We start from the raw sequence: 22,160 nt of genomic DNA, 5'->3' as shown, positions 1-22,160 counted from the left end.
CCTCATCCAATCATTTCGCATTGATCATTTCATGATAGCGGCCCTGCTTCTCAAGCAGTTCCGCTTCCGTGCCCGATTCGAGCATCCGTCCGTCCTCAAGGACGAATATCCGGTCGACGGCCTTGATGGTATTCAGCCGGTGGGCGATGATGATGCTCGTCCGGCCTTTCATCAAGTGTTCGAGTGCATCCTGGATCTTAAGCTCCGTCACGGTGTCTATGCTTGAAGTCGCTTCATCGAGCAGCAGTATCGCAGGGTCGGTGACGAGCGCCCGGGCGATCGATATGAGCTGCTTCTGCCCCTGGGAAATAAAGCCCTCATCCAGCTCGAGCACCGTGTCATAACCGTCTTCAAGCTGCATGATGAAATCGTGCGCATTGGCAAGCTTCGCCGCTTCCTCGACTTCCTCATCCGTCGCGTCAAGTTTGCCGTAGCGGATGTTCTCCCTGATCGTCGCTTCGAACAGGTAAGGGTCCTGCAGGACGAAAGCCGTCTGCGAGCGTACGGTATGACGTTTGTAGTCCGTGAGATTTATGCCGTCGATCAGGATCTCACCGCCGTCCACCTCATAGAACCGTGCGAGCAGCTGCATGACCGTCGTCTTGCCCGCCCCCGTCGCCCCGATCAGTGCGACGGATTCGCCCGCATCTATCGCAAACGACAGATCCTGGATCGTATGTTCATACTGTTCCTTATCATAGGAGAAATAGACGTTTTTGAAGTCGATATATCCTTCGATTTTTCTATCTTCTATCGTGCCGTCATCGGTTTCGGCTTCGGTGTCGATGATGGTGAACACCCGCTCCGCACCCGCAATCGCCGACAAAACCTGGTTGAACTGGTTCGAAAGGTCCGCAAGCGGGCGCGTGAACTGCCTCGCGAACTCGGCGAAAATCACGATCGTCCCGATGGTGATCAGCCCGTCGGTGTAGAGGGCCATCAGCCCGCCCGCCCCCGCGACGATCGCAAAGCTGACGTTGTTCAGCATGTTCATGATCTTCGGGATGAATCCCGCATATAAGAGGGCCCAGAAAGTGACATGGCGGAGGTTTGCGGCCCGCTCCTCGAAATCGTTGATGGTCCGCTCCTCCTGGGAGAACACCTTCACGATCTCCTGTCCGGAGATGACCTCCTCGATGTAGCCGTTCAATTCGCCCGTGCGCCGCTGCCTCTTCTTATACAAAGGCCCTGTGCGCCTTGTGACGAATGCCACACCGAATATAAGGAGCGGCACGATCGTCATCGTGAGCAGCGTCAGCAGCGGGCTTAAGTAGATCATGACCGACACCGTCGCAAGCAGCGTGACGATGCTCGTCGTAAACTGGATGAATGAGGAGTTCATCGTCTGTGACAGCGTCTCGATATCATTGGTCATCCGGCTCATCAGCTCGCCGTGCTGCCTTTTATCGAAAAAGCGCACAGACAGCTGCTGCATATGTGAAAACAGCCGCACCCGGAGGTTGTAGATCGTCCTCTGGGCGAGCCCGACCATCAGGAATGATGCCAGATACTGGGTGCCGGCGGATAGCACATATACGATAAATATGAACAATAAAAGGCTGATCAGCCCGTCGAACTGCTGGACGACGAGATAATTGTCCACCGTGTAACCGATCATGAACGGTCCGACGATCGTGAGGAGGCTCGTGATCATGACGATGAAGATGATGAAGTATAAGAGCTTCCGCTCACCCCGCATGAACTGCCACAGCCGCACCAGTGTGCCCCAGAAGTCGCTCGCACGCTGGTCCTCTTTCTTTTTGCCGCGGCCGATCTCTTCTTTCTTCAGTGCAGGTTCATAGCCGAAAGGCCTTTTTATTTTGTCAATCATCAAGATGACCCCCTTCATGTTGGGATGCATTGATCCTGCGGTACAGCTCCGACTCTTCGATGAGTTCATCATGGGAGCCGATGGCGCTGATCCTGCCGTCATCGAGCAGTATGACCCGGTCCGCCGTCTTCGCCGTGACGATCTTCTGGGTGATGACGATGCGTGTCGCTTCCTCACCGTCCAAGGCCGACCACAGGGCGGACTCGGTCTTGATGTCAAGGGCCGAGGTGCTGTCATCCAGGATGAGGATCGACGGCCGCCTGACCAGGGCGCGTGCAATCGACAGGCGCTGTTTCTGTCCGCCCGAGAGCGTCACGCCGCGCTGCCCCACGATCGTCTTATACTCATGGTCGAATGCTTTTATATTTTCATGGATCTGCGCTTTTTCGGTGGATGAGACGATATCCGTATGCAGTGCCTCTTCATCCCCCCATAACAGGTTTTCATAGATGGATCCGGAGAACAGGATCGCCGACTGCGGCACGTAACCGATCGTCTGCCTGAGATCCTCCTCGTTCCACTCCTTGACATCGATGCCGTTGACGAGGACCCGCCCTTCGACGACATCATACATCCTCGGGATCAGGCTGATCAGGGTGCTCTTTCCGGAACCGGTGCCGCCCATGATGACGAGCTTTTCATTTTCCGCCACTTCAAAGGAGATATCCTTCAGTACATAGCGTGTGGTGCCTGGATATTTGAATGATACATTTTCAAACTTGACCGATCCCGCCTTCGCCTCCTTATTGATGATGTCGTTGTTGTTATCGACAATCGGTGCGTCCAGCACGGCATTCATCCGCTCACTGCTCGCCTTCGAGCGTGAATAGGCGATGATGATGAATGCAAACATGGAAAATCCGCCCTGCATCCGGAGACCGTAGTTGATGACCGCCACCACTTCACCGATTTGCACGTTTCCTGTCTGGAGCAGATCTGACGATGCCCATATGACGAGCAGGAGGCCCGTGTTCATGATGATCAAAAGCACCGGCAGGATGGATTCCATCAGGCGGAGCCCACCCACGGTGTCGTTTTTCAGGTTCCTTGCGACACTGAAGAATTTATTGTTTTCAAAAGACGCACGGTCATTGGCTTTTATGAGCCGGACCGCCTCGAGGTTCTGCTGGATGAAGCGGTTCAATTTATCGAGCCGCTTCTGGACACGCAGGAATATGCCCGCACCTTTTTTTGCCACTATGTAAAGGAAGATCAGCAGGAACGGAGTCAGCACCGACAGGTAGAAACCGAGTGTCGGATTGACGATGAATGACATGACGAGGGATCCCACCACAAGCAGCGGTGCCCTCAGGACAATCCTGAGCGACATATAGAGCAGCATCTCCGTCTGGAGCACGTCCTGAGTCAGCCGTGTGATCAGGCTCGATGTCGGGAACTTGGACAACGTCGTCAGCGTGAAGCTCTGTATCCTTTTGAAAAGTGCCGTCCTGAGGTCGTAACTGAAATTCGTCGCGACGAAACTTGCGAAATACGAGTTGATGATGCCGGCGGCAAAAGATACGAGGCTCAGCCCCAGCATGACACCGAGGTAGATCCATACGACATCGATTTCGCCTGCGACGATGCCGTCATCGATCACCTTTGAGATGAAGAATGGCTGGAGCAGCTCCACTGTGAGCTCCGTCAGCATGCACAACAGGGCGATCACCATGAACCATTTATATTTCAGGGAAAACTTGAAGATTTTTAACACGCGTCACACCACATTTCTTTCGGTCGCCGAAGTATTGTTTTCATTATGACACAATTTTTCAAAAATTAGTAGGGTTTATATATGAATAAAACCGGCTGATGATTGTCAGCCGGTCGACTCGATAATCTCGACGTTCATATTGGACAAAAGCTCGATCGCCTTGTCATGGAGCTCATCACTTGTGCTGGCGACGAGATTTTTATTCAGGATGATGTCCGCCTGCGGAAAGACATTCTGTATCACCATTATATTTGAGACGATGCATATATTCGTCTCGGCCCCGATGAATTCGATCGGCCGGTTGTTCTCGACATCGTCCCCGTACTTTTCCTTGAGGCTCATCGCCTCTTCCGGCGGGATGCCGTAAAACGTCTTCGTGTATTCGTCCCCATGGGTTTCAAGCAGTTCGCGGAACTGCGGATAGATCTCCTCATCGAAGCGGATGCTTTCGGTCGAGCGCTTATCATGCTCGAAATCCGGATAGAGGTTCCGTGTGTAGATGACCGGTTCCCCCTCATCAATCGCCCTTCTGATCCTCGCCTCGATGCCGTCTTTCACCTTTTTGGTCCATTGGGCATAGCCCGAACCCCTCTCATCAAATATATCATTCTGCAGATCGATTGCTACAAGCATCGCTTGCTGCACCTCCCGTGGTTAATACTGTTTATAAGTTGATTTTACTACTATAATCCCTCGGGTGCACTCATTTAAACATGTTGCGGTGGGAAGCCCTCCTCCTTTTCCGATTTGCATGGCTGGTTTTCTGTCCTCAGATCGGATTCCTCATCCATTTCCGATTTGCGTGGCTGATTTTCCGCCCTCAGCTCGGATTCCTCATCCATATCCGATTTGCGTGGCTGATTTTCCGTCCTCAGCTCGGATTCCTCATCCATTTCCGATTTGCGATGATGTTTCCTCCTCTTCAAATCGGAAAGGCACTCCCGAATCACTTTAATAATCCAATAAACCCCGCTTCTTGTTATTTCGTACGCAGTATTCGCTGATTTCGTCATTTGAATATTTCTGAATCAGTGCAGGGGTGACTGTCCACGAGCTGTTTAAAATTTGTAATTCCACAATCAACTGTTCAAGCACTTCCAAAACCGGTAAGGGCGTACGACATCCGCTGCATAGAAATTTATAGCGGTTCACCCGCACGAGCCGTTCGCCGCACGCAGCACAGAATACGCCTTTCCGAATATCCCGGAAATCCACCGTCGTATCACCCTGATACTTCAGCACAGTGACCCGCCGCGCTTCCAGGTTCCCGACGAGCCTGCTGTGGTCATGGTGGTTGACGGTCATCGCCTTCACCAGCTTCTTCCGCAGATTGCTCCTCACGATGATTTCATTGCTCGCGGGCAGGTTGAATATCGTCTGGTCTTTATTGATGAAGACCAGCAAATTGAACATCCTGATGCGGCCCTCTACACCGTCCAGCAGCTTCCCCATCATGTTGCGCTGCTTCACAACCTGGGCCAGTGGATCGGCAAACTCGCCGCCATTGTCGAAAAACCAATGTGAATCCCTGTGATGCAAATCGAAGCTGTAGTTTTTTATTTCAAAAGTGTAGAGGTAATCCTTTGCGATGACTACGTTGTCGATCTGCACGTGACCCGCCTCCGCCTCAGGCCGGGTCAACAGCCGCGCATCGACCGCCTCGGGATAAAAATTATAATCCTTCATATGGACAATGTTCGTACCGTGAATAAAACCCTCCAATATACCGTCGAAAATCAGCTCCCCCTCATATCCCGCTTCGAGCTTCTGCAGCTCCTCCTTTTCAAAAGCCGATAATTCATAACGCCGGTCCAAAATCTCAAGCTGCCGGTGCCGCCTCGTCTTCTCCCTCAAATGAAACTCCCTCCTTTCCCCCATCGTAAACCGCACGTAAATTGTTGTCATATCGCAACAATTCAATTTCTGCACCACAAAACCCGCAGATATCACAAATCCCCTCCAAAAAATGACAGTTATCCGGTTTCTGCACCCCAAAATCCGAAATCTGTAAAATCAAAAAAGCCCCGCCGGATCGAATCAATCCGGTGGAGCTCCATATAATTATGCTTCTGCAACTTTCTCTTCGACCACTTCGACTTTAGCCGGGGATGGATCGATGCTGCTCCTGACGAACAGTGCACAGATCAATCCGAAGATGGAAATGCCGGTGATGAAGTAGAATGCGTATTTCACACCTGCTGCAATCATTTCAGGGGGTGCGCCGGCGGCGTTCCCTGCCATGAACGTATTCTGCCCGATTGTGAACACGGTGATCGCAACAGCCGTACCGACCGCACCTGCTACCTGGTTCAACGTGTTCATCGCGGCTGAACCGTCCGCGTACACATCACGCGTCAGCTGGTTCATCGCGTTCGTCTGTGCAGGCATCGTCGTCATCGTGAGGCCGACGAACAGGATCATGAATGATACGACGATCTGCCATGCCGGCGTATCCGCCGCAAGTACCGTGAGGAAACTGAAGTTCGCAATGACGATCAGGACGAACCCTGTGATGATGAACACCCTCGGTCCGACTTTATCAAATAAACCACCGACCACAGGTGAGAGTATGAAGTTCATGAAGTTGCCCGGCAGCATCAGAAGTCCTGCTGCCATTGCGCTGAACATCAATGCACCTTTCAAGTATAAAGGCAGCAGTATCGCAGTGGACAGGATGATCAGGATGCTTAAGAACATGATCAGTGTGCCGAGTGTGAACATCGGGCGCTTGAAGACACGCAGGTCCACCATCGGCTGGTCCATCGACAGCTGCCTGCCGCCGAAGGCGATCAGTGCAATGATTCCGATGATCAGCGGTATGAAGACGACCGGTGCAGTGATCGACTGCTCGGCCAATGTGCTCAGTGCAAAAACGAGCCCGCCGAACCCTGCCGTGGAGAGGGCGATGGACGCAAGGTCGATCTTCGGCTTCGTGATTTCAGACACGTTTGAAATGACGGTGAATGCATACAATGTGATCAGGACATAGACGACTGCACTGAACCAGAATATCCATTCCCAGCTCATCGTACTGATGATGATGCCTGAAAGGGTCGGCCCGAGCGCCGGCGCCGTCGTGATGACGAGCCCCATGATGCCCATCACCATGCCACGTTTATGAATCGGGAATATCAGCATGACGACACTCAGCATCACCGGAAGCAGTATGCCCGTTCCGACGGCCTGGATGACACGGCCGAGCATGAGCATCGGGAAGTTCAGGGACATCGCTGCAAATAAAGCCCCGAGCAGTGATATCGTAAGGCCGCCGATGACAAGCTGCTTAGTCGTGAACCATTTCATCAGCAGTGCCGACACCGGCACGAGGATTGCAAGCGTGAGCAGGTAACCCGTCGTCAGCCACTGCGCCGTCGTGGCGCCGATTTCGAATTGTGCCATGATTTCCGTCAGTGCCATATTCAGCGCCGTTTCTCCGAATAAACCTATAAATGCACCCAGCATTAAAACCAACGCCATAGACTTTGGTGATTTTACATGTACTTTTGAATCCATATTTACTTCGCTCCAATAAGATATTTTTGGCGTTCTAATTTGTATACTGTGAACAAAAATATCATTACAGCGATAAAATTACAGAAGTGTAAAACTTCCGTTCAGAAACCAACTATCTTAATATATCAGATAGGATTCAAAAATTTCTAATGTTTTTTTCGCAAAACCACAATGTAAATGTTTTCATATAACGTAAAAGCCGATTTCAGGCATAAAAAAGCCCGGGTCTCCACCCCGGGCAGTACATGATTTTATTTGAATTCGGCCATCATATCATCGAAAGTGCTGCGCTCAAGACGCATCTCACGCGAGATCAGCGGCTCATCGTTGTATTCCCCGAGCTGCTCCTCATATGAAGGTGCATCCGGATTATGGTAGATGATGCCTTTCAGCAATCCGTCATTCTCCATGATGGTGTTCATCGCAGAAGTCGCATCATGGACGTCATAACCTTCAAAGTCCGCAATCGGGATCAGATTCTCTTTGAACCAGTCGTACGTGTTCACCTTGTTGTAGGTGACGCACGGGCTGAAGACGTTGACGAAACTGAAGCCTTTATGGCTGATCGCCTGCTGGATGATCGACGTCAGCTCCTTGATGTCGGAGCTCACACTTTGGGCGACGAATGTCGCACCGCTCGCAAGAGCCGTCTTGATCGGCTGGATCGGCTGCTCGATCGACCCCTTCGGCGTGGACTTCGTGACAAAGCCTTTTGAAGAGGACGGGCTCGTCTGACCTTTCGTCAGGCCGTAGATCTGGTTGTCCATGACGATGTAAGTGATGTCGATGTTACGCTTCAAGGCGTGTACAGTATGCCCCATGCCGATTGCGAAACCGTCGCCGTCACCGCCGGAAGCGATGACCGTAAGGTCTTTATTCGCCATTTTGACACCCTGCGCCACGGGCAGGCTGCGTCCGTGTGTGGCATGGAAGCCGTATGACTTGATGTAGCCGCTTAGACGGCCGCTGCAGCCGATGCCGGTGATGACAGCGAGCTCATCCGGCTCGAGGCCGTTCCCTGCACAGGCTTTCTGGATGGCCGCCTGCACGCTGAAGTCGCCGCAGCCCGGACACCAGTTGGGTTTGATGTTATTCCTGAAATCTTTGAATGTCGCCATTTATAAAACTTCCTTTATCTTTAAGATCGACTGTATATACTTCTCAATCTCATTCGGTTTAAACGGTGTGCCATTATATTTCGTGAAGGATTTCATCTTGGAGTGCATATGATAGTTCATCTTGACGATGTTGAAGAGCTGCGCACTGTAGTTCTGCTCGATGACGAGCACTTCTTTTGCGCCATCCAAGTACGGGTACAGCGCTTCAGCCGGGAACGGATGCAGCTGCTTCAGCTGGACATGCGTGATGCTGCCGACGATATCCTGATCGAACCGCTGCACCGCTTCGCCTGCAACACCGTTGACGCTCAGGAAGCTGATGATGAGTAGCTCGCTCTCTTTTTCACCGGTCACCTTGAATGGTTCCCTCATGACGAAATTCTCAAGCTTGCGCATCCGCTTCTCCATCATGACCTGGCGGTTATCAGCCGTCTCACTCGGCGTCCCCGTCGGGCTGTGTTCGACGCCTGTCACATGGTGGATGCCGCCCTTCAGGCCGGGTATCGGACGCGCGGATATGCCGTCATCACTGTCGCCGTACCGCTCGAAGTACTCCGTATCACCTTCATCACGCTCTATATCCTCAAGGATCGTCTTCCCGCGGTTGATCTGCACACGGGACAAATCGAACGGATCGGATGTCTGCTTGCCGAGAGACATCTGAAGGTCTGACAGCAGGATCACCGGCACCTGGTAATATTCCGCGAGGTTGAATGCATCTATTGTGGAATAAAAAGCATCTTCAACGTCGGACGGCGCCAGGACGATTTTCGGGATGTCGCCGTGCGTCCCGTAGATCATCTGGTTCAAATCCGCCTGCTCCTGTTTCGTCGGGAGCCCCGTCGACGGACCGCCGCGCATCGTGTTGACGATGACGAGCGGTGTTTCCGTCATGCCGGACAGTCCGATGGACTCCATCATGAGGGACAGACCCGGGCCTGCCGATGCCGTGAAGCTTCTCGCCCCGGCATAGTTTGAACCGATCGCCATCGTCACCGCCGCAATTTCGTCCTCGGTCTGGATGACCGTGCCGCCGAGTTTCGGCAGGTGCTTGATCATGTACTCCATGATCTCGCTGGCAGGCGTGATCGGATATGCCGGCATGAAGCGCACGCCGGCATTGACCGCACCGAAGCCGATCGCATCGTTGCCGATCAGATACAACCTTTCCTTACCGTCTGAGGCTGCAAGCTCAAAATCATTGGTGATGTCCATATACGAGAATTTTTCATCCATCGCCGCGTAGCCGAGGCGGAGCGCGTTATGGTTGCTCTCCACGATCTCCTCGCCTTTTCTGATGAACATCGTATGGATCATATCCTTGAACGGCTCCATCGGCAGTTTCATGAGCCTTGCGCTCGCACCGATCGCCACCATGTTCTTCATCAGCTGGCTGCCCTGCTCTTTTGCGATTTCCGTAAATGGAATATCCACCAGGACCACATCGAGCGATTCATCCACGGTCGGGTTGAACTTCGCATCCGCCAGAATGATGCCGCCGTCATAAAGCTCATGGCTGTTCACATCGATCGTCTGCTGGTCGAATGCAACGAGTATATCTATATTATCATCCACCGACCGGACTTCATCGACTGAAATCCGGACGTTGTTGTTGGTGTGTCCACCTTTTATACGACTGGAGAAATGACGGTAGCTGTAGAGGTGATAACCCAACCGGTTGAGTGTCGTTGAGAATATCTCACCTGTCGACTCGATCCCCTCACCCTGCTGTCCGCCCACTTTCCAGGACAATTGTTCTTTCATATAAGAGCCTCCTCTTTTCATTTAAAACTATATCAGATAAATGCCCGTCAATCATGATCGGGATGCCGTTTACAGGCAAAATCATACTTGAGTCCGAGCCCCTTACTCCGTGATCCTGATCTTTTTTATTTTTTTGTAACCGGTGTCGATGATGACGCCGGATAAGATGCCTTTCCCTTCGTCCGGCACATCATGTCTCACGGGGAGCTGATTTAAGAAACGCTCGATGACTTCCTCTTTGCGTATGCCTAAAATCCCGTCCTTGAACCCGGTCATGCCCGCATCCGTGATGTAGGCCGTACCGCCGGGTAGGATCTGTTCATCATTGGTCTGCACATGGGTGTGGGTGCCAACGACCGCATCCACCCTGCCGTCCAGGTAATATCCCATTGCAAGGCTTTCACTCGTCGTCTCGCTGTGGAAATCGACGAACGCCTCATCATAGTCGTTGTTTTCAAGAACATGATCCGCTGCCTTGAACGGGCAGTCGATCGGCGGCATGAAGCTTCTGCCCTGCAGGTTGAGTATCAGCAGCTTTTTACCGTTGACGTTGATGATCTCATGCCCCCGCCCCGGTGCCGACTCAGGATAGTTCAGCGGCCTGATCATATTGACTTTGCCGTCAAGCAGCCCGTAGACTTCATTTTTTGCGAACGCATGATTGCCGAGCGTTATGAAGTCCGCACCATATCCGAGCAGTTCCTTGTAGATTTTTTCGGTGATGCCCTTGCCATGGGCGGCATTCTCCCCGTTGACGATGGCGATCTGTGCCCCGTGCTCCCTTTTGAGTGCAAGCAGATGATCACGCACCATCCTTCTGCCCACTTTACCGACCACGTCGCCTATAAATAAAATTCTCATGATTTCATCCTTACTAAATTAATTTTTGCTGGTATGTATGTTTATCAGGTGTGTCTCTGGGTAGGAAATAATATAAAAAATTTTAGGAGTGAAGTGCATGTCATTATCAATCGATCCGAAGGAATTCGCAAGGACCGCAGTCATCGCTAATCCCGCGAATGCATCCACTGCAGATGAAAAGGCGATGGAGGCTTTGGAATTATATTTGAGCGCATACCGTCTTGCGGAAAAATATGAAAGGATTTCAACCACCCACAGCACCCAGGAGACATCCGAGATACTGCAGATTTTGAAAGATAATGACGCCAAAATGTAATTATACATGAAAAAGCCATGAACTTACAGCAGATCCTCAGCAATTTAAAGACAAAACCGTTACAAAATAAAAAAAGCCTCCGAACTTATCAAAGTTCGGAGCTTTTTTATTTGGCATATTCCACTGCCCTCATCTCACGGACGACTGTCACCTTAATGTGTCCTGGATACTGCAGTTCATCTTCAACTTGTTTTTTGATGTCCCTGGCAAGTCTGTGGGCATTCAGGTCATCGATGGCATCAGGCGACACCATCACCCTGATTTCCCGGCCTGCCTGGATTGCAAATGTCTTCTCGACACCCGGATGGGCTTCCGCAATTTCTTCAAGCCTCTCCAGACGCTTCACATAATTTTCAAGCGTCTCTCTTCTCGCGCCCGGTCTTGCAGCACTCAGAGCATCCGCTGCCGCAACAAGTATCGATATTATATTATTCGGTTCAACATCACCATGATGCGAATGAATCGCATTGATGACTGTTTCCGGCTCTTTGTAACGCTTGGCGAGTTCCACACCGATTTCAACATGGCTGCCTTCCACTTCATGGTCGATCGCTTTGCCGATATCATGAAGCAGTCCTGCACGACGTGCCATCGCCACGTCTTCCCCGAGTTCGCTTGCAAGCATGCCTGCAAGATACCCGACTTCGACGGAGTGTTTGAGCACATTCTGCCCGTAACTTAAACGGTATTTCATCTTGCCAAGATGTTTGATGAGTTCCGGATGCAAATTGTGGATATCGAGTTCAAACGCTGCAGCCTCACCTGCATCACGGATATCCGATTCCATATTGCGTCTCGCTTTATCCACCATTTCTTCAATTCTTCCCGGGTGGATCCTTCCATCCTGCACCAGTGATTCCAATGCGTTTTTCGCAATGGCCCGGCGTATTGGATCAAAGCCTGATAAAATAACTGCCTCAGGTGTATCGTCAATGATCAAGTCGACACCCGTCAGTGTTTCAAGTGTGCGTATATTACGGCCTTCACGCCCTATTATACGGCCTTTCATTTCATCATTCGGTAAATTCACTACGGAAACGGTAGATTCGGAAGTATACTCGGCTGCATATCTCTGTGCAGTCATGGCGAGCAGTTCCTTCGCTTGTTTGTCTACGTCCATTTTCATCTGGTTCTGTTTTTCCTTAACCATAACAGCCATATCATGTGACAGTTCTTTCTCTAGTTCAGAGAATAGTTCTTCTCGTGCTTCCACACGTGTTAAACCGGAGATGCGGGATAATTCTGTTTCCTGCTGATTGATAATTTCTTTGATCTTTCCATCCTCGGCATCAACCAATTGCTGTTTTTCTTCAATTTTCGCCTCTTTAATCTCCAGGGCTTCGTCTTTCTTTTCCAGATTTTCACTTTTGCGGTCAAGCATCTGTTCTTTCTGCAGCAGCCTGGATTCGAATGCCCTTAAGTCGTCGCGCTGTTCATCCAGCTCGCGTTCCAGAGCATCCTTAAGGTTCTGGTTTTCCTCTTTTGCTTCCAGCAGCTTCTCTTTCTTCAGGCTGTTCGCTTCTTTCTCAGCTTCGCTGATGATGTGCTGGGCTGAGGTCCGCGCTTCCTGCTGCTGCCTGGTCAAAATTGACTTCACTATAAAATATCCGATTACAACGCCTAGAATTATGCCGAGCAAGATCAAGAAAATGTTTATCAATTCCACAATAAACACCTCCCCAAAAAGCTCAAGCTAATCATATATATAATATAATTTTCAAATATTATATATAACAATTCTAAATATAAATACAAATAAAATCAAGCACCAGCTTTCGCAATCGTGAAAGCTGGTGCTTATTGACTTAGATTTCTTCTTCTTCTTCACGGAACAGTACATTTTCTTCCGCCACTGAATCTTCAGGAACCTCTTCTTCAACTTTTTCACCGAATCCGAGCGCATTCCTCAATTTCTGCTCGATTTCTGCAAGCAGTTCAGGGTTTTCCTCAAGGTGTGCCTTGACATTTTCCTTGCCCTGGCCGAGGCGTTCGCCGTTGTAGGAATACCAGGCGCCGCTCTTGTCGACGATATCCATCTCGGATGCAAGGTCCACAACTTCACCGGTCTTCGAAATCCCTTTTCCGTACATGATATCGACTTCAGCCACCCTGAATGGCGGTGCGACCTTGTTTTTGACGACTTTGATCTTCGTCCTGTTACCCACGATCTCCTGACCGAGCTTGAGCTGCTCCGCCCGGCGCACTTCAAGCCTCACCGAACTGTAGAACTTGAGCGCACGTCCGCCCGTCGTCGTTTCAGGGTTGCCGAACATGACACCGATCTTTTCACGGATCTGGTTGATGAATATCACCGTCGTATTGCTCTTGGAGATGGCCGAGGATAACTTCCTGAGCGCCTGTGACATCAGACGTGCCTGCAGCCCCATATGGCTGTCTCCCATTTCGCCTTCAATTTCCGCTTTCGGCGTAAGGGCCGCAACGGAGTCGACGACCACGATATCCACCGCACCGCTCCTTACAAATGCTTCAGCGATCTCCAGTCCCTGCTCACCATGGTCGGGCTGTGAAAGGTAGAGGTTTTCCGTATCTACACCCAGATTCTTGGCATATTCGGGATCAAGGGCATGTTCTGCATCTATGAAAGCAGCGATGCCGCCCTGTTTCTGTGATTCGGCTATCGCATGGAGTGACACTGTCGTCTTACCAGAGGATTCAGGACCATATATCTCAATGATTCTGCCTTTCGGATAACCGCCCACACCCAACGCTTTGTCCAACGTGATAGAGCCGCTGGAAACTGTAGAAACTTTTCTTCCGGCATCATCCCCCAGTTTCATGACTGAGCCTTTGCCAAAAGATTTATCCATATTTTTAATAACAGTTTCCAATGCTTTTTGTCTTTCGTCCATGTTATCCCTCCAAATATTAATTCTATAATATTATATCATGCATGAAGCAAAAAAGCGAACATATATTCGCTTATGGAGTGCAGAAATCTGAATTCCGGAAGCTTTTCCATACAGAAATCCAAAAGCTGCAGGAACAGGGCTCCAGGAATCATTTCGAGCCGGCTTTGAAGACCGCCCTGCCCTTATAGAAGTATTCCACGCCGGAAAGTACGGTGAAGAAGACGGCCGCATACATCAGGAGCATGCCGGGCGAGAACGGTACAAACTGGGTGAAGATGTCGCCGAACAGTAAAAATATGAGGGCGAGCATCTGGAATACCGTCTTCACCTTCCCAAGGTTTGAAGCTGCACTTACAAACCCCTGTTCGATTTGCAGCAGTCTGAGTCCCGTGACTGCAAACTCGCGGGCGATGATCACAACCGCAATCCATGATGAGATGGTGTGCCATTCGACGAGGACGATCAGTCCCGCAGTGACCAGCAGTTTATCGGCCAGAGGGTCGAGGAACTTGCCCATGTTCGTTATCAGATTCCATTTCCGGGCGAGATAGCCGTCAAGGAAATCAGTGAACGTCCCAATGACGAACACGACAGCTGCGATGAACTGCTCCACCCGGATGACTTCACCGCCGAGAAAAGTCATTTCCCCGAATCCGAAGTCCACAAGGGCGAACAACATGAAGACGGGTATCAGGATCACTCGAAAAACCGTTAATTGATTAGGTATATTCATATCGTCACTCCCTTGTAATGGTGAATTGGTAATACACTGTGAAGGTATCGGTGGCAGAAGTGCTGTCCACAGTCTCTCCGCCCACCGTCAATTCCTGGCCCGGCGCATTGCCGAGCGTGAGGTACAGGATGGATGCCTCATCGCTGATTTCAAACTCCCCTTCGGAGAGTTCTTCGTATGCATATGTGTTGTCTGCATCATCCGAGAGGCTCACCCATGAGTTTTCACCCTCCAGTGTGACGATCAGGGTGTCCTCTGCCGTCACCTCGTAGAATAAAGTGTTGTCATCCATGCCTGTATAGCTGACATCTGTCCCTGAAGGCGCCTCTTCTTCAGCTTCCTCTTCAGGGCTCTCCGTCTCTTCCTCAGCATCTTCCTCCTCCGCTGCATCCTGCTCCCCCTCAGTGTTTAAGGAGGCCATATCGAACGCAGTGGATTCATATATGGGCTTTGATTCAAACGCACCCGTCTCCGATCCGACCTGCAGCAAAATCAGCCACAGGACGAATATGACCGCAATCATCGCACCAAAACTCAGCAGCACTTTCTTCAGATAGTTGAAATCCTCATTATCATTCTGCTGGCGTTTTTTCGACTGTTCATTCTCCCCGGGCAGCTCGTCGCTGAACCTTGAAAACAACTTTTCTGTATCGATGCCGAGGACCTTCGAGTATTTCTCCAGGAGGAAATATACATGGTTCGGGTCGGGCAGCTCGTTGAAATCACCGGACTCCAGGATCCTTATGACATTTTTCCTGATGCCCGACTTCTCCTGCATCTCTTTTAAGGTGATGCCGCCTTTTTCACGCTGGTTCCTCAAATATGTTCCGAGTTTCATAATGCCTCCTAAAAACCACTGAAGAAATCCATGTCCTCATTTTCGAACCAATGTTTCTTCTTGTGTTTTTCATACGTGATTTTCTGATCTTCATGCTCTCTCAGCTCAATGATGAAATCAAAATCATCCATCGTATATTTCATATCATCTATGAAAAGGTCAGGGTGCTCGACAACTTTCACCGCAGGATAATTCATCATCTCCCTGATGAGATTCTTATGGTCCCTGTTCGTCGTATTGGCAGTGACCGCCCCGTCGATGATGTAAACGTTGCTGTCATCATACTCGCCTTTCAGGAGGCTTGTGCGCTGTGTCTGCTTGATCAGCGTGCTGGAGAGGAACAGCCACTTCTTCTTTGCCGTCACACTTGCCGCAACGATTGATTCGGTCTTGCCGACGCGCGGCATTCCCCGGATGCCGATCAGCCGGTGCTTCTTCTCCATGAACAACTCCCCGAGGAAATCGACGAGTATACCGATTTCATCCCGTGTGAACCGGAAGATCTTCTTATCCTCTTCGTCGCGTTTGATGAACCGGCCGTGCCTGACGGCAAGCCTGTCCCGCACTTGCGGCTTCCTCACCTTGATGATGTTGATGTCTTCGACATACTGGCTGATGTAGACGAACCGCCTCAATTTATCGATGTTGTCCGTACGCACGATCAGTCCGCGGCGCGTCTTTTCAACACCATTGATGGTGTTGATGCTGATGCCGAGGTTACCGAGCAGCGAGGAGATATCCCCGAGCAGACCCGGTCTGTTGATGACGTTTTCGTACTCCAGGTACTGTTCTATATTACGTTCGGGATGCATGTCATCTGTATCCATCATGTGTACCATCCTCCGTTTATATTCAGTATTTCACCGTTGATGCTCCTGGAACCGCCTTTGAGCAGATAGGCTGCAAGGCTCGCGACTTCGGCAGGCTGGATCAGACGCTGCTGTGGCAGTTCACCGAGCACCGCTGCAAGGTCTTCATCAGGGAGTGCATCCGTCATGCTGCCTTCCACGACACCCGGTGCAATGGCATTCACCGTGACACCCGTCGCAGCCAGCTCTTTTGCCAGGGATTTGACCAGCGTGTTCTGTGCACCCTTCATCGCCGAATAAATGCTTTCAAAACTCGCGCCGGCGCCGCCCCACACTGAAGTGATCACTATTATTCTACCATTATTGCTCAACTTTAGTTTAGGCAGAACCACTTTTATGAATATGATGAGCGAACGCACCGATATGTTATATTGTTCATCCAGAGCTTCAAGGCTCGTATCCTGGAACAGCCCGAACAGCTCCACGCCCGGGGTCCATATCAGTCCGTCCAGGACTTCGGCACCGGCGGTGATCCGCCTCACATCCTCTTCGGTGATCGGACGGGAGAGATCGAGGAAGTGATGCTCGCTTTTGTGATGCGGCATGCGCGTTTTGGATACGGTGATCACATTCTCCCCTTCAAGCTCGGAATGGACCGCCCTGCCGATGTCACCGGACGCCCCCACGAGCAGATAATTCTTCTCAGCCATGCACGGCCTCTCTTTGGCTTTCGGGACGGAGTACGCATTCCACGAGGTAATCCCGGTCCAGGCTGTCAAAAATATACTTTTTGATATCCTCCACCGTTATTTCCTCTATGAGGTCGGGCAGCTTGTAAAGATCATACCCGTCCAGAAGATACTTCGTATACTGGTTTGCGATATACTCGGGTGAATTCAGGCTCGACAGATAGTCCCCGAGCACTTCCCTTTTTTGGTTCGACAGCTTCTCCTCGGTGAAGAAATCCTGGTCTTTGATATCTTCTATGATGTCCAGGATCGAAGCGGTGAAACGCTCCGGATCATCCGTCTGTGTCGTCATCAGGACATGCGCAAAATCCTTCTCTTCGTTATGGGCAAAGTTGAATGAATCATCGATGATGCCGTCTTCCAGCAATTGGTAGTAATACTCCGACTGTTCCCCGAATATCATATCCAGCCCGAACATCATCGCAATGTCACGCGTCAGCCGTTCGGAGGCGGATTCGATTTTTTCATTTTTGAAGCCCAGCATGACTTTCGTCTCCTCGACATCCATATAAAGGTCATGCCTGCTTTTCGCAACATCCCTCGTCTCTTCCGGAAGCAGCCTGTTGACCTCGATGGGCTTGATCGCACCCCGCTTCTCCTGATGCTCACGGATGAAAGCGAAAGTTTCATCGACATCAAAATCCCCGGCCATGATCATCACCATGTTTGACGGGTGGTAGAACACATCATGGCATAAGTATAAGTGATCTTTCGTTATCTCACTGATGGATGCCTCCGTCCCCGCAATGTCGATCTTCACAGGGAGGTCGCTGTACATCTGGCTGATCGTATCGAAATACAGGCGGTAGCCCGGATTGTCCTGATACATTTTGATCTCCTCGTTGATGATGCCGATTTCACGTTCGACCGTCTCTTCGGTGAAGTACGGCTTTTCAACCATGTCCATCAGAAGCGTGAGATTTTTATAAAAGTCATCCGTCGTGCTGAAAAGGTACGACGTCCTGTCATAGGAGGTGAATGCATTGGCGTTCGCACCGCCTTTTGCGAATGAATCGAAGACATCGCCGTCTTCTTTTTCGAACATCTTATGTTCAAGGAAATGTGCGATGCCGTCCGGCACGCTGTATTCTTCCCCATCGACTTCAAACCTGTTGTCCATCGAGCCGTACTTTGTAGTGTATGTGACGAACTTCTTATTGTAGCCCGCTTTCTGGATGAGATAGACCTCCAGGCCGTTATCCATCGTATCGTGGTAGACAAATTCATCGATTTCTTTATATTCTATGTGTTTCATCAAGTCACTTCCCTGTCAATGTATATACTGTATCCGCATGGATCCGGTTCGCAACTTCCACGATCATTTCCCTGTCGACGGCATCCATCGAGCGTTTCCAGTCTTCGTCGGTGGTGCCGTTCAGCAGCTGGTTATATACGAGTGCGATCAGTCCTTTCGGTTTGTCGACCGCTTCCATCCTGTTCACTTTCATGAGGTGTTTGGTCTCCTCCACGAACTCATCGGTGAAGTCGCCCTTTTTGATCCTGGCCAGTTCATGCATGACCGCATTTTCGGCCTTCGCCGTCTGATCGGGCGAGACACCTGCCAGCACGAAGAGGAAGCCGTTTTTGATATCCGCCTGTGAATGGATCTGGTAGGCGAGGCTTTCCTTTTCACGGATGTTCTTGAATAAATAGCTCGTCGCACTCCCGCCGAACATCTGATTGATGACATTCAGCGCCATGCGCTCTTCGGCGTTCCCTGCATCTGCCCTGAAGCCGATGTTGAGCTTCGCCTGTTCGACGCTCTCGCTGTCGGTGACTGTCTTGAACTCGGGTTTTTTGAAATCATACCCACGGTATGGGAGCTTCACCGTCTCGTCCCGGCTGAGGATCGCCTGGAGGTGTTCCTCCCCCACTTCGTCGAGGTGGCCCGAGATCAGTATGACGGCTTCATCATGCGCCATCATTTTTTGGTGCTCCTCTTTGATGTCATCGAGTGTGATGTCATCGATATCCTCAAGGACACCATGGGATAAATATTTATATGATTCATCTTCAAACATTGTATTGAGCAGGTTTTCGAAGCTCTTCTGGGCTTTGTTGTCCCTCAGACCTTTCAGCCTGCTCTTATACAGCCGCTTTTCCCTCTCGAAGAACTGCCGGTCCGCTTCTCCGTACTCCGCCGGTGTGGCGAGGACATCCTTCAGTACCGAAGTCATCTCACCGAGAAGATCCAAATCCTCTTTTACGAACCTGGAGTTGATGAACTCCAGGTTGAAGGACACCAGATGATCCCGTCCTTTTTTTGTGGCATTCGAGGTCAGGTGCGCACCGTAAAGGTGTGCGAGGTGATTCAAAAATTCGCTCTCTGTGGTGAACTTCCCGGTCTTCTTCACCATCATCCGGCTCAGCAAGTACCTCACAGATACCCTTTCCCGTGTCAATTCACTTCTGAACTGCACCTTTAAATTCATCGTCTTGAACTTTCCGGTGTCTATGAAGACGACCGGTATGTTGTTTATGATTTCTGTTTTAACGTTATACATGGACTACTCCTCACTCGTCATTTTTAACCAATACATTGCGCGGTTTGCTGCCGCTTGCCGGCCCTATGACACCGTTCGCTTCCAGGTCATCGATCAGCCTCGCTGCACGGTTGTAGCCGACACGGAACTGTCTTTGCAGGAGAGAGGCGCTTGCCCGCTGCTCTTCGATGACGAACCATTTGGCATCCGGATATAATTCATCCTCAGATTCCACTTCTTCTTTTGCGGGCGTTTTATTCATTATGGATTTCTCGTAATTCGCTTTCATCTGCGATGTTATGAACTCGACGACATCCTGCACTTCACCATCTGCGAGGAAAGCGCCCTGGACCCTGAGCGGCTTGGAGCGCCCTGAAGGCAGGAATAGCATGTCCCCCCGGCCCAGCAGCTTTTCAGCACCCTGGGTGTCGATGATGGTACGCGAGTCCGTGTTCGAGCTGACGCTGAATGCGATACGTGACGGGATGTTCGCCTTGATGATCCCCGTGATGACATCGACCGACGGCCTCTGTGTCGCGATGATCAGATGGATCCCTGCAGCACGTGCCATCTGTGCAATCCTCGTGATGCTTGCTTCCACATCTTTGGAGGCGACCATCATCAAGTCTGCAAGTTCATCGATGATGACTACGATATAAGGCAGTTTCTGCACTTTCTCAGGATTTTCGCTCTCCCTTTCCAGATACTGGTTATAAGCTTCTATGTTCCTTGTGTGGGAATGGGAGAATAGATCATAGCGGCGCTCCATTTCTGAAACGATCCTGTTCAATGCATCGCTCGCCTTCTGCGGATTGGTCACGACCGGACTCAGCAGGTGCGGGATGCCGTTATATACATTCAGTTCGACCATTTTCGGGTCGATCATCATCAGCTTCACCTCATGAGGCTTCGCGTTCATCAGCAGGCTGACGATGATGCCGTTGATGCAGACCGATTTACCGCTCCCGGTCGCACCTGCGACGAGGAGATGGGGCATCTTATTCAGTTCTGCAAGTATCGGCGCACCGGAGATGTCTTTTCCAAGCGCCACTTCAAGCGGATTGGATGATGACTTCCGCTTCAGCACTTCCCTCAATGTGACCATGCTGATCACGGAATTCGGCACTTCGATGCCGACTGCCGATTTCCCGGGTATCGGTGCTTCGATACGGATATCTTTTGCGGCAAGTGAGAGTGCGATATCATTTTGAAGGTTGATGATCTTGCTGACCTTCACCCCGATGTCCGGCTGCACTTCAAACTGGGTGACGGCCGGGCCGATCCTGATTTTTGAGACTTTCGCATTGACGCCGAAGTTCTTCAGCGTCTCTTCGAGGATCTTGCCCTGCTTGAGCACTTCCTTGTTGCTGACTTTCTCGGACACTTCCGCATCATCAAGAAGCGACAGTGACGGCAGCTGGTATTCGATGAGCTTCTTCAGCTCCTCGTCTTCAAACTCATCGATTTCGCCTTCCCCTTCCGCAGTTTCCGGGGCCACCGTATCGGTGAAGTCTTCACTTTCATATTCGATCTGCTGCGGTTCCGCTTCTGGTTCCGCGATTTCAAGCGCCTCATCCCTCACACCGGAAACGGTTTCCGCAGATTTCGCCTCCGGCCCGGACGAGATTTCCGGCTGAAGCTCTTTTGCTTCCTCCCGGGCTTCAGGTTCCGCCTTTTGTTCTGCAGCCATTTTCATGCTGCTTTCACGCTCGAAGCTGTGCATATCCTCGATGATCGATTCATCGGCCGAAAAAGCTTCCAGTGTTTTCGGCTCGTTCTGGACGGGAGTGTCCAAAGCTGCGCCTGCAGGCGCTTCCACCGCACTGTGATCTTTATTTTTCCGGGTGTTTTTCCGGGGTTTATCCGCAGCCGCCGATTCGACTTTCTTATTGTCGAACAGTGTCTGAACGGCATCCTTTGCCGCATTGAACAGCCTGATAGACAGCCGTGCTGCGGCGAGTGCCGCCATCCGCAGGCCTTCGACCAGTTTGTTCGTATGCGCGGTCAGTGAATCCGCGATGTTTTTGTTGGTGATGAGGAGGATGCTGAAGTAGATGAAGATGAGACTTAAAAACAGCGTCCCGATCAATGAAATCCCCGTCGACGAAAATGCGAACAGCAGTTGCCCGAATACGCCGCCGCCAAAGAACTCCGAGCTTGCGGATGCACGGATTTCCGTGAATATCTCATTGAAACTGTAGTAGTTTTCGGTCCGCGGCTGATTCGTCAAATACAGGACGGAATGCAGCAGGAACAAGAGACCGAACTGGAACAATAAATAGCCGCCCATACGCCTGGTGAACGGCACTTTCTGTTCCCTCATCATATAGACACCCGCGAGAACTGCCACCAGATATGTAAAGTAACGGCTTGCACCTAAAACGTAAGCCATAACGGCATCCAAAAAAGCACCAACCACTCCCAGCCTTAACAGTGCAATCAATATTATCACGATGAACGCAAAAGTCATCAGTGAATAATACGTTTTGTTATTTTGTTTTTTGCCCTTTTTACGGGTTGAACTTTTTTTACGTTTTGAAGTCATAAAAACTCCTCTTTCG

20 protein-coding genes are annotated in these 22,160 nt (G+C 50.7%); 1 reads left to right on the top strand and 19 read right to left on the bottom strand.

From position 1 onward, the window contains the following. Positions 1-10: 10 nt before the first annotated feature. From CRN96_RS01450 to CRN96_RS01410, 10 genes are all read right to left on the bottom strand, one after another. A complete protein-coding gene (locus CRN96_RS01450; RefSeq protein ID WP_097038406.1) occupies positions 11-1,831 on the bottom strand; it encodes an ABC transporter ATP-binding protein in 1,821 nt (606 codons plus the stop codon). Next, a complete protein-coding gene (locus CRN96_RS01445) occupies positions 1,824-3,545 on the bottom strand; it encodes an ABC transporter ATP-binding protein (protein WP_097038404.1) in 1,722 nt (573 codons plus the stop codon). Before CRN96_RS01445 ends, CRN96_RS01450 begins: the two co-directional genes overlap by 8 nt. Positions 3,546-3,650: 105 nt before the next feature. Beyond that, entirely contained in the window at positions 3,651-4,178 is a 528-nt protein-coding gene (locus CRN96_RS01440; RefSeq protein ID WP_097038402.1) for a cysteine hydrolase family protein, read from the bottom strand. 74 nt (positions 4,179-4,252) lie between these two features. Next, positions 4,253-4,438 (bottom strand): hypothetical protein, encoded by a 186-nt coding sequence (locus tag CRN96_RS01435; RefSeq protein ID WP_097038400.1) that lies wholly within the window; start codon positions 4,436-4,438, stop codon positions 4,253-4,255. Between the two features lie 58 nt (positions 4,439-4,496). Further along, positions 4,497-5,399 carry a nuclease-related domain-containing protein gene (locus CRN96_RS01430; protein ID WP_179647066.1) on the bottom strand — a complete coding sequence of 301 codons (903 nt, stop codon included), beginning with the start codon at positions 5,397-5,399 and terminating at the stop codon, positions 4,497-4,499. Next, positions 5,365-5,562 (bottom strand): hypothetical protein, encoded by a 198-nt coding sequence (locus CRN96_RS13205; RefSeq protein WP_179647065.1) that lies wholly within the window; start codon positions 5,560-5,562, stop codon positions 5,365-5,367. The genes CRN96_RS01430 and CRN96_RS13205 overlap by 35 nt, the downstream gene beginning before the upstream one ends. Before the next feature lie 44 nt (positions 5,563-5,606). Then, positions 5,607-7,058 (bottom strand): DHA2 family efflux MFS transporter permease subunit, encoded by a 1,452-nt coding sequence (locus CRN96_RS01425; protein ID WP_097038396.1) that lies wholly within the window; start codon positions 7,056-7,058, stop codon positions 5,607-5,609. Between the two features lie 251 nt (positions 7,059-7,309). After that, positions 7,310-8,176 (bottom strand): 2-oxoacid:ferredoxin oxidoreductase subunit beta, encoded by an 867-nt coding sequence (locus tag CRN96_RS01420; RefSeq protein ID WP_097038394.1) that lies wholly within the window; start codon positions 8,174-8,176, stop codon positions 7,310-7,312. After that, positions 8,177-9,940: a 2-oxoacid:acceptor oxidoreductase subunit alpha gene (locus CRN96_RS01415; RefSeq protein WP_097038391.1), complete on the bottom strand. Its 1,764-nt coding sequence runs from the start codon at positions 9,938-9,940 to the stop codon at positions 8,177-8,179. Between the two features lie 102 nt (positions 9,941-10,042). Further along, positions 10,043-10,801: a TIGR00282 family metallophosphoesterase gene (locus CRN96_RS01410; RefSeq protein WP_097038389.1), complete on the bottom strand. Its 759-nt coding sequence runs from the start codon at positions 10,799-10,801 to the stop codon at positions 10,043-10,045. Positions 10,802-10,898: 97 nt separating this feature from the next. Here CRN96_RS01410 and CRN96_RS01405 point away from each other — a divergent pair, with 97 nt between their 5' ends. Next, complete coding sequence (locus CRN96_RS01405; protein WP_097038387.1) at positions 10,899-11,117, top strand: hypothetical protein; 219 nt, start codon at positions 10,899-10,901, stop codon at positions 11,115-11,117. 106 nt (positions 11,118-11,223) lie between these two features. On the opposite strand, the gene rny is transcribed toward CRN96_RS01405, so the two are convergent. From rny to CRN96_RS01360, 9 genes are all read right to left on the bottom strand, one after another. Continuing rightward, positions 11,224-12,783, bottom strand: a complete 1,560-nt coding sequence (gene rny, locus CRN96_RS01400) for a ribonuclease Y (RefSeq protein ID WP_097038385.1) — start codon at positions 12,781-12,783, stop codon at positions 11,224-11,226. Positions 12,784-12,922: 139 nt separating this feature from the next. Continuing rightward, complete coding sequence (gene recA, locus CRN96_RS01395; protein WP_097038382.1) at positions 12,923-13,987, bottom strand: recombinase RecA; 1,065 nt, start codon at positions 13,985-13,987, stop codon at positions 12,923-12,925. Between the two features lie 148 nt (positions 13,988-14,135). After that, the gene (gene pgsA / locus CRN96_RS01390) at positions 14,136-14,720 is read right to left on the bottom strand and encodes a CDP-diacylglycerol--glycerol-3-phosphate 3-phosphatidyltransferase (protein ID WP_097038380.1); all 585 of its coding nucleotides are present in this window, start codon (positions 14,718-14,720) and stop codon (positions 14,136-14,138) included. Positions 14,721-14,724: 4 nt separating this feature from the next. Beyond that, positions 14,725-15,558: a helix-turn-helix domain-containing protein gene (locus tag CRN96_RS01385; protein WP_097038378.1), complete on the bottom strand. Its 834-nt coding sequence runs from the start codon at positions 15,556-15,558 to the stop codon at positions 14,725-14,727. An 8-nt stretch (positions 15,559-15,566) separates the two neighbouring features. Then, on the bottom strand, positions 15,567-16,388 hold the full coding sequence (locus tag CRN96_RS01380) for a DUF3388 domain-containing protein (protein WP_425442493.1): 822 nt from the start codon (positions 16,386-16,388) through the stop codon (positions 15,567-15,569). Continuing rightward, complete coding sequence (locus CRN96_RS01375; RefSeq protein WP_097038376.1) at positions 16,385-17,077, bottom strand: SDR family NAD(P)-dependent oxidoreductase; 693 nt, start codon at positions 17,075-17,077, stop codon at positions 16,385-16,387. Before CRN96_RS01375 ends, CRN96_RS01380 begins: the two co-directional genes overlap by 4 nt. Next, positions 17,070-18,371, bottom strand: coding sequence for an EF-P 5-aminopentanol modification-associated protein YfmH (gene yfmH / locus CRN96_RS01370; protein ID WP_097038374.1), 1,302 nt, complete (start codon positions 18,369-18,371; stop codon positions 17,070-17,072). The genes CRN96_RS01375 and yfmH overlap by 8 nt, the downstream gene beginning before the upstream one ends. A gap of 4 nt (positions 18,372-18,375) precedes the next feature. After that, positions 18,376-19,620, bottom strand: coding sequence for an EF-P 5-aminopentanol modification-associated protein YfmF (yfmF, locus tag CRN96_RS01365; RefSeq protein ID WP_097038372.1), 1,245 nt, complete (start codon positions 19,618-19,620; stop codon positions 18,376-18,378). A 10-nt stretch (positions 19,621-19,630) separates the two neighbouring features. Further along, positions 19,631-22,144, bottom strand: coding sequence for a DNA translocase FtsK (locus CRN96_RS01360; protein ID WP_097038370.1), 2,514 nt, complete (start codon positions 22,142-22,144; stop codon positions 19,631-19,633). Between the last annotated feature and the right edge of the window lie 16 nt (positions 22,145-22,160).

Origin of the sequence: Salinicoccus kekensis (assembly GCF_900220995.1) — a bacterium.
GTDB lineage: Bacteria > Bacillota > Bacilli > Staphylococcales > Salinicoccaceae > Lacicoccus > Lacicoccus kekensis.
This window is presented reverse-complemented; position numbering and strand designations above follow the sequence as displayed.

Coding starts and splice junctions, on each gene's coding strand:
- CRN96_RS01360 (WP_097038370.1), bottom strand. CDS start 22,144: ATGACTTCAAAACGTAAAAAAAGTTCAACCCGTAAAAAGGGCAAAAAA.
- CRN96_RS01410 (WP_097038389.1), bottom strand. CDS start 10,801: ATGAGAATTTTATTTATAGGCGACGTGGTCGGTAAAGTGGGCAGAAGG.
- recA (WP_097038382.1), bottom strand. CDS start 13,987: ATGGACGAAAGACAAAAAGCATTGGAAACTGTTATTAAAAATATGGAT.
- CRN96_RS01440 (WP_097038402.1), bottom strand. CDS start 4,178: ATGCTTGTAGCAATCGATCTGCAGAATGATATATTTGATGAGAGGGGT.
- CRN96_RS01375 (WP_097038376.1), bottom strand. CDS start 17,077: ATGGCTGAGAAGAATTATCTGCTCGTGGGGGCGTCCGGTGACATCGGC.
- CRN96_RS01385 (WP_097038378.1), bottom strand. CDS start 15,558: ATGAAACTCGGAACATATTTGAGGAACCAGCGTGAAAAAGGCGGCATC.
- CRN96_RS01450 (WP_097038406.1), bottom strand. CDS start 1,831: ATGATTGACAAAATAAAAAGGCCTTTCGGCTATGAACCTGCACTGAAG.
- CRN96_RS01415 (WP_097038391.1), bottom strand. CDS start 9,940: ATGAAAGAACAATTGTCCTGGAAAGTGGGCGGACAGCAGGGTGAGGGG.
- CRN96_RS01420 (WP_097038394.1), bottom strand. CDS start 8,176: ATGGCGACATTCAAAGATTTCAGGAATAACATCAAACCCAACTGGTGT.
- CRN96_RS01425 (WP_097038396.1), bottom strand. CDS start 7,058: ATGGATTCAAAAGTACATGTAAAATCACCAAAGTCTATGGCGTTGGTT.
- yfmF (WP_097038372.1), bottom strand. CDS start 19,620: ATGTATAACGTTAAAACAGAAATCATAAACAACATACCGGTCGTCTTC.
- pgsA (WP_097038380.1), bottom strand. CDS start 14,720: ATGAATATACCTAATCAATTAACGGTTTTTCGAGTGATCCTGATACCC.
- CRN96_RS01435 (WP_097038400.1), bottom strand. CDS start 4,438: ATGGATGAGGAATCCGAGCTGAGGACGGAAAATCAGCCACGCAAATCG.
- yfmH (WP_097038374.1), bottom strand. CDS start 18,371: ATGAAACACATAGAATATAAAGAAATCGATGAATTTGTCTACCACGAT.
- CRN96_RS01405 (WP_097038387.1), top strand. CDS start 10,899: ATGTCATTATCAATCGATCCGAAGGAATTCGCAAGGACCGCAGTCATC.
- CRN96_RS01380 (WP_425442493.1), bottom strand. CDS start 16,388: ATGATGGATACAGATGACATGCATCCCGAACGTAATATAGAACAGTAC.